The organism is Terrisporobacter hibernicus, from assembly GCF_020809405.1.
Taxonomy (GTDB): domain Bacteria; phylum Bacillota; class Clostridia; order Peptostreptococcales; family Peptostreptococcaceae; genus Terrisporobacter; species Terrisporobacter petrolearius.
Genome location: NZ_CP081135.1, coordinates 4,018,805 through 4,035,680, shown reverse-complemented (window position 1 = coordinate 4,035,680; position 16,876 = coordinate 4,018,805). Strand labels below are relative to the sequence as shown.

Genomic DNA, 16,876 nt, shown 5'->3' with positions numbered 1-16,876 from the left:
TTAGCCAATTTTTTCAGTTATAATGTTAATATATGCATATTTATCAAAGGGGGAATGTATATGGAAAAGGAAATGGTATATAAAAGGTCTAGAAAAGATATATTAATGTATCTACTTTTAGTGATAATTGCTGATTTAGGTTGTGCCTATATGATATTATGTGGCTCTTATATATTAGGAATTATATCTTTGATTATATTTGGAGTAGCAACACTTTATTCAATTAAGTTATTAATTATACCTAATGCAATTCTTACTGTTAACAAAGAAGGAATTAAAACAAAGTATACAAAGGGTAAATATATAACTTGGAATGAAATATCTGAAATTTATATTGATAAAGACTCATACAAAGACAGACCAGTAGATGTATTGGCAATAAAACTTAAAAAAGAAGGGCAAGAAGTAAAAAATATAAAATTTCCACAACCTAAAAATAAGGTAAGAGGAGACTACAATGTTAATCTTCAGTACTCTGATGGTGAATTGGAAGATGCATATACACAAATAAGAGAATTTTATAGAAATAATATAAAATAAAGCCAAGGATTTTTCCTTGGCTTTTATGCTAATAATTCAAATTGTTTAATAAGTTTTGCATATTCATATCCTTTTGAAGTTAAGAAGTATTCTACTCTTGGAGGATATTCATAAAAATACTCTTTATTAATAAAATTATCACTTTCTAATTCTTTTAGTTTTTCACATAGGACTTTATGGCTTACTTCACCAATAGATCTTTGTAGAGCAGTAAATCTTTTTCTACCAGTTGATAGATTATAAAGTATGGATGATTTGTATTTGCCCCTTATAGGATGAAAATTATTTTCCATGTTGACTGTATCATGATGATTATTCATTTTAATTCTCCTTTAACTAATTATATATATATATTTTGCACAGAAAATAAAATATAATACTTACTAAAAGGTAACTATCCTAGAAAAAAATAAATAAAAAATACAATGCAAATTTTAGCAAAAAATAAATGCCAAGTTAGTTAACTTGGCATTCATTTTTTTATATAATTAGTATATATCATTTGTAAATATATCTCCTATACAGCTATACTATCCACATCCACATAACTACGTAGAGATCTTACACATTCCCAACCTTTTATAGTTAAGAAATATTTTATTTCAGCAGGATATGAATAGTTAACGCTTTTGTATATTAATCCTATTTCTTCTAATTGCTGTAATTTTAAACTTATTAAATCAAAACTTACACTGTCCATTAATTTTTGAAGGCTAAATAGAGTTTTTCCTCCAGATTGTAAATTGCACATTGTGATAGTTTTACATTCACATCTAATTGGATCGAATCCTATAACTTGTCTACAAACCTTATTTTCTTCTCTTTCACTTTTCGAAGTAATCACCTTTCCTTTTGGAATATTCTTATTTTATTTAACTATATTAGCAATAAACTTTATTTATTACTTTAAATATAGTATATACAAAAATGGTTAGAAAAGCTACTAATTTTCAGAAAATTTTGAAAAGTAATTTATTAACAAATTTACTTACTTTGTATACCAAATACAGTCATAGCATTTATAATATGTAGCTCCATAGCAACCTTGGCACCGTCAGCATTTCTATTCTTTATAAAGTCCATGATCATTTTATGATCTCTAAGAGTTAATTCATTTATCTTATGAAATTCCTTAGATAAATGAACACCTTTATTAATGGCCTCGTTAATAATAGGCATTAAATCTTTAATAAAGGCGTTGTGGCTTGCTTTAGCAATGGAGTTGTGAAAATATAACTCATCTTCGCTTCTATCTTCATTGTTTAGAATTTTCTCTTCCACGTTTTTACCATAATGTAAGATGTTTTCTACATCTTTCTCAGTTGCTCTTTTAGTGGCATAATAAACGGCCATAGGTTCTATTATAAGCCTAAGTTCAAGTAAATCTTTCAAATCGGAAACGGTGTTACTTAGTTTTCCAAGATCATGATTATCTATAGTATCATTAATAATATAAGTTCCCTTACCTCGCTTTATTTCTAGAATATTTTCTGTGACAAGAATTCTTATGGCTTCTCTTAAAGTAGTTCTACTAACATTTAATTCATTTGATAACAAATTTTCGTTTGGTAACTTATCTCCAACTTTATATTCTTTCTTTACTATTATTTTTTCCTTTAAATCATCAGCAATTTGTAAAGATAATGAGGGTTCTTTTCTTTTCATGTAATCCTCCTAAAATTATATTATAAAATTTAATTGACATTATACATATGTAGCACTAATATTATGTTATACAACTGCATGGTTGTCTGACAACTATGTAATAGATAATAGTATTATATCATACTTAATTGCATAATTAATTGTTTGAAAATTTTGAATATATGAAATGACAGGGGGTAAATAAAATGAAAAGTGATAATGTGAGAAAAGGGATTAGCCAAGGGCCCCACCGTTCTTTATTTAATGCACTAGGACATACAGAGGAGGAAATGAACAAACCTTTAGTAGGAATAGTAAGTTCATACAATGAAATAGTACCAGGGCATATGAATTTGGATAAAATAGTAGATGCAGTAAAACTAGGTGTTGCCATGGCGGGTGGAACTCCTGTAGTATTTCCAGCCATAGCTGTGTGTGATGGGATAGCTATGGGACATGAGGGAATGAAATATTCCCTTGCAACTAGAGAGCTTATAGCAGATTCAACAGAATCTATGGCACTTGCTCATCAACTAGATGCCCTAGTTATGGTGCCAAATTGTGATAAAAATGTGCCGGGACTTTTAATGGCAGCTGCTAGAGTAAATGTTCCTACAATATTTGTAAGTGGAGGTCCTATGCTTGCAGGTCGTGTAAAAGGAGAAAAAAGAAGTTTATCTTCCATGTTTGAAGCTATAGGAGCCTTTGCTGCAGGAAATATTACTGAAGAAGAAGTAACTGAATTTGAAAATAAAGTATGCCCAACATGTGGATCTTGTTCTGGAATGTACACAGCAAACTCAATGAACTGTTTAACAGAAGCTATAGGTATGGGATTAAAAGGAAATGGTACAATACCAGCAGTATATTCTGAAAGAATAAAACTTGCTAAACATGCAGGTATGAAAGTTATGGAACTTTATGAAAAAAACATACGACCAAAAGATATATTAACTAAAAAAGCATTTATAAATGCCTTAACAGTAGATATGGCTCTAGGTTGTTCTACTAACTCAATGCTTCACTTACCAGCAATAGCTCATGAAGCAGGGATAAAATTAACACTAGATTTGGCAAATAAGATAAGTGAAAAAACTCCTAATCTTTGTCATTTAGCACCGGCAGGATATACATATATGGAAGATTTAAATGAAGCAGGTGGTGTTTATGCTGTTATGAATGAACTGGATAAAAAGGGATTGTTATATACAGATTTGATAACTGCTACTGGAAAAACTGTTGGTGAAAATATAGCTGGGTGTGTAAATAAAGATTCACAAACTATAAGACCAATTGAAGACCCATATAGTGAAACTGGAGGACTTGCAGCTCTTAAAGGAAATCTTGCACCAAGTGGATCTGTAGTTAAAAGATCAGCTATTTGTGATGAAATGCTAGTTCATGAGGGTCCAGCTAGAGTGTTTGACTGTGAAGAAGATGCCATATCTGCCATAAAAGATGGAAAAATAGTAGCAGGTGACGTGGTTGTAATAAGGTATGAAGGTCCAAAGGGAGGACCTGGGATGAGGGAGATGTTAAATCCAACTTCAGCTATAGTAGGTATGGGCCTGGGAGAAAGTGTTGCTCTTATAACTGATGGACGTTTTTCAGGAGCAACTAGAGGGGCATCTATAGGCCATGTTTCACCAGAAGCAGCAGTTGGAGGACCTATAGCTTTAGTAAAAGAAGGAGACTTAATAAGAATCAATATGAATAAAAAAACTTTAGATATAGAGGTATCTGAAGAAGAATTAGAGAAAAGAAGAAAAGCTTGGACTCCAAAAGAACAAAAAATAACGACAGGTTATTTAGGAAGATATAGTAAAATGGTTACTTCTGGAGATAAAGGAGCGGTTCTAGAGTATTAATAGTTGTCTCAGTAGTTAAGAGAAAAACTATTGCCATAGAACTAGACATGCAAAACTCAAAACTTGCCACTACATCTTTTCATGATTTTGCTATGGCTACAGTAACAGGAGCTATATTTAGTGTATGGCACAATATTTCTAGATCAATAATAGCAAATATATTTGCTAATATGAATAATAAATAAGAAGCAAAAGAATTTATTAATTAAGTTGAAATGAAAAACTATCTCCTATACAATTACTACCAAAGGGAGTTAAGGAGTGTGTATATGGATAATCTCTTGAAAATAATCAAATTTATTGCAGAATACGGGTATATATGGATGTCAATTATCACTATTATAGTTGCAATAAGCATTTATAAATATAAAGAAGAAGATGAAGACTACTTTATACTAAAAATTATAGGATTTTATCTATTAGGAGCATTTAATATTAATTTTAAAGGACTTAATGAAATATATGTTTATTTGCCATTAGGATATTTAATATATTATTATTTCATGAAGAAGAAAAATAGATTAAATAAAATAGCAAAAGATAAATATGCTAAACTAGGCTTACTTATTTTATGTATTACTTTTATAAATAATACGGTCTATAACTACTTAGAATACAGAGATGTAAGCATGAATTCTCTTTGTAAAATTGAAAATTTAAATAAAGAATGGGAAAAAATAAAAGATAAATGCTATATTGAAAATAATACGCTATTGAGCAATGCAAGGGTTTTATATGATGAAGGTGGAAATATAAAGAATTTAAACTATTACATAGTAGATTACTATAAAAATAAATCCTATTATATTTCTATAAAGAATAACAAGTATATTGTAGAAGTTGAAAAGTATGATTATGAAGTTGATTTTTCATCTCATGTAAATATCAATGCTAATGACTATATTACAATGGAGGATTTTTTAGAAGTTACCAGTTTTGTAAGTAGCAAAAATTTCTATAAAATAAAAAATTAAACTATAATGACATTACATATTCATATGATTCCTATAATAAAAATGAAGAATATTTGGAAGATGAACCTGTATATGCAGTCTATAGAAATAAAGAAAAATTAAAATATGAAAAGTTAGATGTTAAAAATTTATATATAAATGGCCCCATAATTAATCTTTATTCCAATACTAAGGGAGAAGAATATAAAAGCGCTAACTTTGCTTTTGGTTTTAAATATGATGAGTAATTAATTAGAATTGTAAATAAAGGTATTCTGAAATTGATCTTTCAAAACGTTTCAGAATACCTTTATTTTTATGTTAAAAAAATGCAGGAAAACTGTTTTCCTTAATCTTTTGTTGAATAAATTGCAACATCGCGATTGGATTATGCAAAAATATGTTGTAATTTAAGAAAAAATATCTTATAATTAATTTAAATGAATGAAGTGTGAATGGATTATGCATTTTTTGCATTAATAAAACAAAAAAATGAATATAATTGGAGGGAAAAATATAATGGAATTATTAAACAATTTAATATTAAGTGTTAGTGACGTCTTATGGTCAAAAATTCTTATAGTAATGTTAATCGTACTAGGACTTTACTTTACTTTTAGGACAAAGTTTGTACAATTTAGGTATTTTGGAGAAATGTTTAGGCTTTTAGGTGATGGAGCAAAGGGAGAAAAGAAAGAAGGAGCTGTTTCATCATTCCAAGCTTTTTGTATATCAACAGCATCTCGTGTTGGTACGGGTAATATAGCAGGTATTGCAATGGCAGTTGTTGCTGGAGGACCTGGATCAGTATTTTGGATGTGGTTAATAGCTCTTATTGGTTCAGCATCAAGTTTTGTGGAAAGTACGTTAGCACAAATATATAAGGTAAAAGATGGTGAAGGATTTAGAGGAGGACCTGCATATTATATAGAACAAGGTCTTGGAAGTAAAAAAATGGGAATGTTATTTTCAATTCTTATAACAATATGTTATGGATTTGTATTTAACGCAGTTCAATCAAACACAATAACAGCTGCATTTAATAATGCTTTTGGAGTAGATAAATTTGTAATAGGAGTAATCATTGCAATATTAACAGGATTGGTAATATTTGGTGGTGTTCACAGGGTTGCAAAAGTTTCTGAAATAATAGTGCCAGTATTGGCAGTTATGTATATCTTAGTTGCATTATTTGTTGTGGTAATTAATATAACAGAAATACCAGGAATAATAGTAACTATATTTGAAAGTGCTTTTGGAGTTAGAGAAATGGCTGTAGGTTCAATGAGTGGTATGATATTAGTTGGTATAAAAAGAGGATTATTCTCTAACGAAGCAGGTATGGGTTCTGCTCCAAATGCTGCGGCAACTGCAGATACAACTCATCCAGTTAAACAAGGTTTAATCCAAAGTTTAGGTGTATTTACAGATACTATAGTGATTTGTTCATGTACTGCATTTATTATACTATTATACCCTAAATATTCAACAGCAGGACTTGACGGAATACAATTAACTCAGGCAGCTTTAAGCTCTCACATAGGATCAATAGGATATGTATTCCTAGCAATATGTATATTACTATTTGCATTCAGTTCTATAGTTGGTAACTACTACTATGGTCAATCAAATATAGAATTTATGAGTAACAACAAAACAGTTATGAATGTATTTAGGGCGTTAGTTGTTGCTATGGTACTGTTTGGTTCAGTAGCAACTGTTGAAATAGTTTGGAATTTAGCAGATGTATTTATGGGGCTAATGGCAATAATAAACTTAGTAGCCATAGCTTTAATTGGTAAATATGCATTTATAGCTTTACAAGATTATACAGACCAAAAGAAAGCTGGAATAAAAGAACCTGTATTTGATGCTTCTAATATAAAAGGATTAGAAAACATTGAACACTGGAGAAATGATAGACAAGATAAAGCTATGTAATATAGATGATTTTAAGGGGGTATCAAAAATGATACGCCCTTTTAAAATACAAAAACAATAAAATATAATTTTTATCCAAAGTGCTAATTTTAAATTAGCATTTCTAAGCCATTACCTCTTGAAGAATTAGAAAAATTTAATGTAAGATAATAATAAGTTGAAAATAAATATACATATTTATATATCCAAATTAATGGTGTAATTTGGATTTTGTACTGGAATGATACCATATATCATTCCAGTATTTTTTGTTATATTGATTTTGTGTTTTTTTATTTGATGTATTTGTACTTAAAGTGTTCATTTTTTTAATAAACAGACTAAGATTTGTTGAGTTATTTTGTTCTTACATAAGAGTACTATTGTTGATTAAATGATTAAATTTTTCACAATTTAAACACTTAATAATTAATTAAATTTGAATGATTATAAAAATAATATTTAATTATATAAAAAATTAGAAATTGAAGAAAATATTTACTATTGCGAAAATATTTTTCTTATTGAAATTTGTAAATGGTGTTGTTAGAATTTAAACAAATAATAAAAAGAAAAGTGAAAATAGAAATATATTTAATTTAGTAAATAACTTAGCATAATTATATTCATAAAATAAAATGTTTTGGGGGAATGTATAATGAAATTAAATTACAAATTAAAAAATGGATGGGATGTTGTAAGAGAAAATAATGACTACGAAAATGTTTTTCGATATTCTAAAGAATATATTCAATTTCTAGATAAGGGTAAGACAGAAAGAAAATGTGTAAAAGAAATTGTTAAGATGGCTAAGGATAGAGGTTACACATCTTTGGAAGAGGTTATGTCAAACAAAGTAATAAAAGCGGGACAAAAGATATATGTGATTAATAGAGATAAAGGAGTAGCACTATTTGTTATAGGTGAAAAAAATATATCAGAAGGTATGAAAATTATTGGAAGTCACCTTGATTCACCTAGACTTGATTTAAAACAAAATCCTCTTTATGAAGATTCTGATTTAGCAATGTTAAAAACTCATTATTATGGTGGTATTAAAAAATATCAATGGGTTACAATTCCCTTAGCAATGTATGGAGTTGTAATACTAAAAGATAATACATCTATGGAAATATCTATTGGTGATGAAGAAAATGATCCAGTATTTTGCATAACGGACTTATTACCTCATTTATCAGCAGATCAAAATTCTAAAAAAATGAGTGATGGTATAGGGGGAGAAGATTTAAATGTATTATGTGGAAATATACCTAATGAAAATGAAGAATCAGATAAAGTAAAATACACAATATTAAAATTATTAAATGATAAATACGGAATGGATGAAGAAGACTTTCTTAGTGCAGAAATTGAAATAGTTCCTGCCGGATTTGCAAGAGATTTAGGAATAGACAGATCTATGATAATTTCATATGGGCACGACGATAGAGTTTGTTCTTTTGCAGGAATAAAAGCCATATTTGATATAGAAAATCCAGAGTATACAGCATCTGTAATTTGTGTTGATAAAGAAGAAATAGGATCTGAAGGTAATACGGGAATGAAATCAAAATTCTTTGAAAATGTAGTATCTGAGCTTATAAATTTGCAAGAAGATTACTGTGAATTAAAAGTAAAAAGAGCATTTTATAACTCGAAAGTATTATCAGCAGATGTTACAGCTGGATATGATCCAAACTTTGCATCAGTATATGACAAGAACAACTCCTGTCATATAGGTAGGGGTGTTGTAATTGCCAAATACACAGGATCTAGAGGTAAATCAGGAAGCAATGATGCAAATGCTGAGTTTGTATCTGAAATTAGAAATATATTTAATAAAGAAAATATAGCATGGCAAACTGCAGAGCTTGGAAAAGTAGACCAAGGAGGAGGGGGAACTATAGCATTTATTTTAGCAGATTATGGAGCGCAAGTTATTGACTGTGGTGTTGGGGTGTTAAGCATGCATGCTCCTTACGAAGTAATCTCAAAAGTAGATATTTATGAAATGTACAGAGGCTACAAAGAATTTATAAAATAAATAACAAATTTAAAAGGGGATTTAACATGTCAAAGGAAAGTAGTAATACATAAAAATTACACTAGTATCATAAAGAAAGTCACATGCTTATTAGATAAGCTCTGTGACTTTTTTACTAGTTTTAGCTTGCGCTTTGTTTAGCAAAGTTGACTCTAAGTTTTTCAATACGATTATCGTCAACTTCAACTACTTTTAGCTCATAATTTTCTATATTCAAAATAATATTTTCTTCATTACTAGGAATTTTATTTATAGTTGAAATAATATAACCATTTATTGTATCGCAATCTTCACACTTAATATGTGTGTCAAAAATATTATTAAAATCTAAGAGAGTCATGTTACCTTTAATTTCAAAGCTGCCATTGCCAAGACTTTTAACTTTGTCATTATCTATGTCATACTCATCTTCAATGTCACCAACTATTTCTTCTATGATATCTTCCATTGTGACTATACCAGAAAAACCACCATACTCATCAATTAAAATAGCCATGTGGTTCTTGCTTTGTTTTAACAATAGAAACAATTCATCAATTTTCTTCGTTTCTGGTACAAAGGAAGGTGAGTGTAATAAACTTTTTAAATTAAGATTATCAAAATTACTATTAACTAAATGTGATATTAAATCTTTAATATAAAGTATTCCAATTATATTATCTACAGAATCTTTATATACAGGTATTCGTGAATATTTACAATTAAGAATAGTGTTAAGCTTTATATTAATATGGTCATCTATATCAATTAAAACAGTATCTGTTCTAGAAGTCATAATTTCTTTAGACATTTTGTCTGAAAAATCAAAAACCTTATCTATTATTTCCTTTTCCATAATATTGATTGTTCCATTTTTTTGTGATTGTGTGATTAATAATTTTATTTCTTCTGTGCTAATATTGTTTTCGTCTTCTACATTATCATTATGTGTTAGCTTTAGTATAGCTTTAGTAGATAATGACAATATTTTTATGAAAGGTTTGGAAATTTTAGATACAAAATAAATAGGTTTTACTGAGGCTAAGGCGATTTTTTCGCATTTTTGTAATGCAATTCTTTTAGGTACTAGCTCACCAAATACTAGCGTTAAAAATGAAAGTATGATTGTTATTAATATCATGGAAAATTCCTTGATATATAAAATGTTATATGGTGCTAATAAATTAAATAATCTAACTGATAGTGTAGTTGCAGCAGATGCACTTGAGAAAAATCCAGCTAAAGTAATTCCTATTTGTATAGTAGATAAAAAATTACTTGGATCATCTAACAATTTCATTAAAAGAATGGCTTTTTTATTATTCTCTTCACAAAGAGAACTAATTTTGTGTTTGTTGACTGATACAAAGGCCATTTCCGCAGCAGCGAAAAATCCATTAATTAGTGTAAGAATTAGTATTAAAAATAGTTGAGGAATAATACTCCTCGAGAGGTCATCAAGACTACTCATTATCAAACTCCTCCTAAAGTTTTTATTAATATATTATATAAATAATTATAGATATAATATATTAAATTTGTGTTAATTTATGAATATTTTTTTATAAATTTTTTATATTATTCAAAATACATTATATTAAGGAAAATCAGGATAATTTATGCTATGAGAAAATAAGAGAGAAGAATATAAATCTATCCTTTTACAAAAATATAGATACTAGGAAAAATTGTGAAGTTGTTAAAGTTAATTTTCCACCGCAACACCAAAATTGTCACCCTGGTATGGAATATCTTATGAATCCAAGGCCCATATCTGACAATGCATATTATAATGGAAGTGATAAACTAAAAGAAAGGGTTGCTATTATTACTGGAGGAAATGTAACTGGATAAAAGTTTAGAATAGTTGCCTTGTTGCAACTATTTTTTTACAAATAATAGCCTTAACTAAAGAATACTCACAATGGAGTGAAGTAGATGCTATTATTGAGTTTATAATTATACGAGATAGTATATTTTATATGAAAACTTAAGTTTTTGTTAGAAATCTTGTAAAAGTTGAAAAAAATATACAAATATGGTAACATTAGTGTAAAGGTATAAGTTGTTAAGTCGAATAGACCAAACTTTTAAAATTATATGAAAAAAATAGATACTGTGAAGTATATCTTGTACGTGGGCACCTAAGATATATGGAGTTAGTGGTGCAACCGGCTATATTTTCAATTAATAAATTCATATTAATTGTTAGTATGGCTTTTTTTATTATGAATTAAATTATTTCAAAGCTTATGAAAATTTAAATAACTATTTTTATATTTATAAAAAATAAAATAGATACGATGAAGTATATCTTGTATATGGGCACCTAAGATATATGGAGTTAGTGGTGCAACCGGCTATATTTTCGATTAATAAATTTATATTAATTGTTGAGTATGGCTTTTTTTATTATAAATTATGCTATTGCAGTGTTTATAGAAATGTATATAACTATTTTTGAAATTTGCACAAAACAAAATAACTAAATAGATACAATGAAGTATATCTTATATGTGGGCACCTAGGGTATATGGAGTTAGTGGTGCAACCGGCTATATTTTCAATTAATAAAACTTTATTAATTGTTAAATATAGCTTTTTTTATTGATGATTGTGTTTTTATAGTTAATGAAAACTTAAATAACTTCTTTGGAAATTAAAATCTAAAGAAATGGTAAGAAAACTAATGAAATTGATGCATATGGCATAACTATGCAGAAAATAACATATAGGATAATCAGGCGCTTAATTATTTTATGATAATCAAAGGGGGACTCACCCAAATAAAAAAATTTAAATATAAGGGTAAGTAATGAAATAAACCTAAATTTAATTTATGTAAATTGTAAATATAAAAGTTATAAGGATTCAATTACTAACAAAATTATGTCGAAAATATACAGAAAATAAAAAACATTCAGATGAATCAGACAGTACTTTATGACAGATTTCTTTAATGTTTTATTTTATAAAAGAAGCATATATTTTCACTTAGCCTAATACAGTATTTGAGTTACAAAAACAGTAAATAAATAATTACAACTTACATAATAAATATATTACTAGTGAGGAGTTATAATTATGAAACAAAAAAAGAAAAGTATATTTGGAATATTTATGGCAGCTATAATGATATTAAATCTTATTATGCCAAACATGAGTGCATATGCAGAAAATAAACAAGAAGGAAGAGATATTTCATCTACTAATGTTGCTAAACTATTAGTATCACCATCAAAAATTGATGATGGAGGAAATACAACAGTACGTTTAGAATTTGATGAAAATGGTGGCAATATTAGTGAAGGAGATAGGATACATGTAACTTGGGACTCATCTGGACAAGCGTATTTATCAGGGTATAAAGATACTATACCCCTTATTATTCAAGGAAAAGAAGTTGCAAAAGCAGTTATTACTAATTCTGAAGCAACAATTACATTTAATAGTAAGGTAGATAATTTGGACGATGTTGAAGGATGGATTGAGTTTAAAGTTTTAGGAAGAAATTTAACAGATACTTCACAAGATGATACAAAAACAGTATCTGTTCAATCTGGGTCAAAAAGAGCAGAAGTTTCTATTCACAAAGGTGTATCAGGAAGGAACAGTGTTTTTTATTACAAAACAGGTGACATTCAATCAAATGATATAGATCATGTTCGTTGGTTTTTAGCTATAAATAATGAAAAATCATATGTGGATGATAGAATATATATTGAAGATAGTATACAATCAGGTCAAATATTAAAAGCAGATAGCTTTGTTATTTATGTAAAGGGACATAGACCAAATACATATTATGGTGAAAATGCTATAGCAAATTTTGAAAGAGATTATCCAGGCTCTAGTATAAGGGTGAATGTTTCCTCAGGAGAAATTACAGTAAATATTCCTAGAGGATATGCATCTTTAAATAATTTTGTGATTATGTACAAAACAAAGATAACAAATAAAAATCAAGATACATTTGAAAATAATACAAAAGCTTGGTACAAGGAAAATAATAAGCCTGCGGTTAATGGAGAAGATTTTAATTTTAGTGTAGCAAATATTCATTCTAGTGGAGGAATTACTGGTACAGTAAAAGGTGAGTTGAAAATTTTCAAATCTATTTCTGGAACACAAGTTGGTATACCAAAGGTTAAGTTTGAGCTAAAAAGAAAAGATGGTGGAGTAATTAAAGATAATGAAAAAGTAATCCAATTGGTTACTGACGAAAATGGTATTGCAAATGTAAAAAAATTACCTGTAGCAGAATATATAGTTAAAGAAATTTCTGCACCAGAGTGGATTAAATTTGATCCACTAGAATCAAAAGAAATAACTTTTATTGTAAAAGATACAGACAAAGAAGGAACATTATTAAATATTGAAAATAACAAGAAACTTATTGATGTAAAAGCAACAAAAATTTGGGATGGCGGACCAGTAGAAAAGCCTACAATATACTTTAAATTATATCGTAGTGTTGGAGATGATACAACTTCTAAAGAAGTTACAAATGCAGAGATAAAATCTCTTCCAAGTGGTACTTCTGAAGTAACATGGAATGACTTAGAGAAAACAGATGACAGTGGTGAACCTTATAATTATTCTGTAAAAGAAGTTAATAAAGATGGAAAAGATTTTACACCAAATGGTTATGTAAAGACAGAAAAAGATCTTACAGTAACAAATACTTATACTGAAAAGACTAGTATTGATGTGACAAAAAAATGGATAGGAAAAGCATCTGATAGTGTAACAGTAAATTTAATGGCAGATGGCAAAAAGGTAGAAAGTCAGGTTTTAAATGAAGGAAATGAATGGCAATACACATTCTCGAATTTAGAAAAGTACAAAGATGGAAAAGAAATTAACTATGCAGTTAAAGAAACTCCTATTGATGGATATAAATCAGAAATCACAGGAGATATGAATTCAGGTTTTGTTATAAAGAATACTAACATAGAAAAAATATCAATACCAGTAAATAAGGTGTGGGTAGGAAAAGCAGGAAAAGAAGCAGAAGTAACACTTTTAGCTGACAATGTAGAAAAAGAAACAATAAAACTTACAGAAGAAACAAACTGGAATCACACATTTACAGAATTACCGAAGTACGATGAAAAAACAGGAAAAGAAATAAACTACACATTAGCAGAAAAATCATTAGAAGGTTACTCAAGCGTAATAACAGGAACATCAGAAACAGGATTTACTGTAACTAATACAATAACTGGAAAAACATCAGTTGGAGTAACAAAAAAATGGATAGGAAAAGCAGCTGATAGTGTAACAGTAAATTTAATGGCAGATGGCAAAAAGGTAGAAAGTCAAATTCTAAATGAAGGAAATGAATGGCAATACACATTCTCGAATTTAGAAAAGTACAAAGATGGAAAAGAAATCAAATATACAGTAGAAGAAATAGCAGCAGATGGATATAAATCAGAAATCACAGGAGATATGAATTCAGGTTTTGTTATAAAGAATACTAACATAGAAAAAATATCAATACCAGTAAATAAGGTGTGGATAGGAAAAGCAGGAAAAGAAGCAGAAGTAACACTTTTAACTGACAATGTAGAAAAAGAAACAATAAAACTTACAGAAGAAACAAACTGGAAACACACATTTACAGAATTACCGAAGTACGATGAAAAAACAGGAAAAGAAATAAACTACACATTAGCAGAAAAATCATTAGAAGGTTACTCAAGCGTAATAACAGGAACATCAGAAACAGGATTCACTGTAACTAATACAATAACTGGAAAAACATCAGTTGGAGTAACAAAAAAATGGATAGGAAAAGCAGCTGATAGTGTAACAGTAAATTTAATGGCAGATGGCAAAAAGGTAGAAAGTCAAGTTCTAAATGAAGGAAATGAATGGCAATACACATTCTCGAATTTAGAAAAGTACAAAGATGGAAAAGAAATCAAATATACAGTAGAAGAAATAGCAGCAGATGGATATAAATCAGAAATCACAGGAGATATGAATTCAGGTTTTGTTATAAAGAATACTAACATAGAAAAAATATCAATACCAGTAAATAAGGTGTGGATAGGAAAAGCAGGAAAAGAAGCAGAAGTAACACTTTTAACTGACAATGTAGAAAAAGAAACAATAAAACTTACAGAAGAAACAAACTGGAAACACACATTTACAGAATTACCGAAGTACGATGAAAAAACAGGAAAAGAAATAAACTACACATTAGCAGAAAAATCATTAGAAGGTTACTCAATCGTAATAACAGGAACATCAGAAACAGGATTTACTGTAACTAATACAATAACTGGGAAAACATCAGTTGGAGTAACAAAAAAATGGATAGGAAAAGCAGCTGATAGTGTAACAGTAAATTTAATGGCTAATGGCAAAAAGGTAGAAAGTCAAATTCTAAATGAAGGGAATAAATGGCAATACACATTCTCAAATTTAGAAAAGTATAAAGATGGTAAAGAAATCAATTATACAGTAGAAGAAATAGCAGTAGATGGATATAAATCAGAAATCACAGGAGATATGAATTCAGGTTTTGTTATAAAGAATACTAACATAGAAAAAATATCAATACCAGTAAATAAGGTGTGGGTAGGAAAAGCAGGAAAAGAAGCAGAAGTAACACTTTTAGCTGACAATGTAGAAAAAGAAACAATAAAACTTACAGAAGAAACAAACTGGAAACACACATTTACAGAATTACCGAAGTATGATGAAAAAACAGGAAAAGAAATAAACTACACATTAGTAGAAAAAGCCTTAGAGGGTTATTCAAATGTAATAACAGGAACATCAGAAACAGGATTTACTGTAACTAATACAATAACTGGAAAAATATCAGTTGGAGTAACAAAAGTATGGAAGGGTGGAGAAGAAAAGAATATTACAGTTATATTGCTAGCTAATGGAAAAGAAATACAACGTAAACAATTATCTAAAGAAGAAAACTGGCAATATATATTCTCAAACTTAGAAAAATACACAAATGGTAAAGAAATAAATTACACAGTAAAAGAAGCAGCTGTTGAAGGATATGATACAACTATTACTGGTAGTGTTGATGAAGGATACTTGATCACGAATACTAAAAAAGGTACAAATTTCAATGGGCAATCAAATAACAAAGATCCAAATAGTAGCAACAATAATACAAACAGTAATACAAATAATAATATAAATAGTTCAAATAGCAATAATAGGACTACACCAGCAACTAAAGATGCAGCAAATATTTTATTCTATTTAGTAATATTATTATCCTCAATAGTTATAATTTTTGTAATTCAACGTAAAAAAAATACTAAGTAATAAAACGAATTAATTTTGTTAAACACTTAGATTTTGAATAAAGAAGCCTCTTTATTTAACTCAAAAAGACTTGCCTAATAAGCAAGTCTTTTTAATTTATATTTAATTTATATATTATCTCAAATTATTAATTAATAATAAAAATGCACTTCCTGCTTTCAGGCACTCTTCTCCCTCTACTCTTCCAACTCTAACATTTTTATTATCATATACATATCCATTATCATCAACTCTTCCAACAGGGAAGTAGTTAGTTGGATGACTATGTATTATGTTATTATCATCTATTCTTCCTATTGGAGAATTATTAATTGGATGATTGTGAATTATATTGTTAGTGTCTATTCTTCCTACTGGACATTGGTGATATAAATGATTGTGAATTACACCATCAGAATCTAATCTTGCAACACCTAAAGAATTATAAGGAAAATTTACTATAGTACTTGCCATATACTTTACACCAACCTTCTTAATTTATAGTTAGAAAAATATTTGTTTAAATATTATCTTAATTCAATAATTAGACATAAAAATATATAAACCTTCATAAATTATAGATGTATACAACATACTTTAAGATTTATAGAAATTTTTGAGGAAATTAATACTTATATAAA

General features: G+C 28.3%; 13 protein-coding genes and 3 riboswitches. Of the genes, 8 read left to right on the top strand and 5 right to left on the bottom strand.

The annotated features are described in order from the left end of the window. Nucleotides 1-60 precede the first annotated feature (60 nt). On the top strand, nt 61-540 hold the full coding sequence (locus JW646_RS19720) for a hypothetical protein (RefSeq protein WP_228416144.1): 480 nt from the start codon (nt 61-63) through the stop codon (nt 538-540). A 23-nt stretch (nt 541-563) separates the two neighbouring features. Here the strand turns inward: JW646_RS19720 and JW646_RS19715 are convergent, their stop codons facing one another. From JW646_RS19715 to JW646_RS19705, 3 genes are all read right to left on the bottom strand, one after another. After that, nucleotides 564-860 carry a winged helix-turn-helix transcriptional regulator gene (locus JW646_RS19715; protein WP_074917068.1) on the bottom strand — a complete coding sequence of 99 codons (297 nt, stop codon included), beginning with the start codon at nt 858-860 and terminating at the stop codon, nt 564-566. Nucleotides 861-1,057: 197 nt separating this feature from the next. Further along, nucleotides 1,058-1,384: a winged helix-turn-helix transcriptional regulator gene (locus JW646_RS19710; protein ID WP_228416143.1), complete on the bottom strand. Its 327-nt coding sequence runs from the start codon at nt 1,382-1,384 to the stop codon at nt 1,058-1,060. A gap of 140 nt (nt 1,385-1,524) precedes the next feature. After that, a complete protein-coding gene (locus JW646_RS19705) occupies nt 1,525-2,205 on the bottom strand; it encodes a FadR/GntR family transcriptional regulator (protein ID WP_228416142.1) in 681 nt (226 codons plus the stop codon). Nucleotides 2,206-2,390: 185 nt separating this feature from the next. Between JW646_RS19705 and ilvD the strand changes: the two genes are divergently transcribed. The 6 genes from ilvD to JW646_RS19675 all read left to right on the top strand — a co-directional run bounded on the left by ilvD (nt 2,391) and on the right by JW646_RS19675 (nt 8,969). Further along, on the top strand, nt 2,391-4,052 hold the full coding sequence (gene ilvD / locus JW646_RS19700) for a dihydroxy-acid dehydratase (protein WP_228416141.1): 1,662 nt from the start codon (nt 2,391-2,393) through the stop codon (nt 4,050-4,052). 47 nt (nt 4,053-4,099) lie between these two features. Beyond that, complete coding sequence (locus JW646_RS19695) at nt 4,100-4,237, top strand: hypothetical protein (RefSeq protein WP_187359279.1); 138 nt, start codon at nt 4,100-4,102, stop codon at nt 4,235-4,237. Nucleotides 4,238-4,321: 84 nt separating this feature from the next. After that, nucleotides 4,322-5,026, top strand: coding sequence for a hypothetical protein (locus tag JW646_RS19690; RefSeq protein ID WP_228416140.1), 705 nt, complete (start codon nt 4,322-4,324; stop codon nt 5,024-5,026). Between the two features lie 53 nt (nt 5,027-5,079). Then, nucleotides 5,080-5,253 carry a hypothetical protein gene (locus JW646_RS19685; protein WP_228416139.1) on the top strand — a complete coding sequence of 58 codons (174 nt, stop codon included), beginning with the start codon at nt 5,080-5,082 and terminating at the stop codon, nt 5,251-5,253. A 271-nt stretch (nt 5,254-5,524) separates the two neighbouring features. Further along, nucleotides 5,525-6,946, top strand: a complete 1,422-nt coding sequence (locus JW646_RS19680; RefSeq protein WP_148557767.1) for an alanine/glycine:cation symporter family protein — start codon at nt 5,525-5,527, stop codon at nt 6,944-6,946. 637 nt (nt 6,947-7,583) lie between these two features. Beyond that, on the top strand, nt 7,584-8,969 hold the full coding sequence (locus JW646_RS19675) for an aminopeptidase (RefSeq protein WP_228416138.1): 1,386 nt from the start codon (nt 7,584-7,586) through the stop codon (nt 8,967-8,969). A 121-nt stretch (nt 8,970-9,090) separates the two neighbouring features. Here JW646_RS19675 and JW646_RS19670 read toward each other — a convergent pair whose 3' ends face one another. After that, on the bottom strand, nt 9,091-10,419 hold the full coding sequence (locus JW646_RS19670) for a hemolysin family protein (protein ID WP_148557769.1): 1,329 nt from the start codon (nt 10,417-10,419) through the stop codon (nt 9,091-9,093). A 631-nt stretch (nt 10,420-11,050) separates the two neighbouring features. Next, a riboswitch (cyclic di-GMP riboswitch) is annotated at nt 11,051-11,134 on the top strand. Nucleotides 11,135-11,235: 101 nt separating this feature from the next. Continuing rightward, a riboswitch (cyclic di-GMP riboswitch) is annotated at nt 11,236-11,319 on the top strand. Between the two features lie 111 nt (nt 11,320-11,430). Beyond that, nucleotides 11,431-11,514, top strand: a riboswitch (cyclic di-GMP riboswitch). Between the two features lie 518 nt (nt 11,515-12,032). On the opposite strand from JW646_RS19670, the gene JW646_RS19660 reads away from it, so the two are divergent. Further along, a complete protein-coding gene (locus tag JW646_RS19660; protein ID WP_228416137.1) occupies nt 12,033-16,256 on the top strand; it encodes a Cna B-type domain-containing protein in 4,224 nt (1,407 codons plus the stop codon). 114 nt (nt 16,257-16,370) lie between these two features. On the opposite strand, the gene JW646_RS19655 is transcribed toward JW646_RS19660, so the two are convergent. Further along, complete coding sequence (locus tag JW646_RS19655; protein ID WP_228416136.1) at nt 16,371-16,709, bottom strand: hypothetical protein; 339 nt, start codon at nt 16,707-16,709, stop codon at nt 16,371-16,373. Between the last annotated feature and the right edge of the window lie 167 nt (nt 16,710-16,876).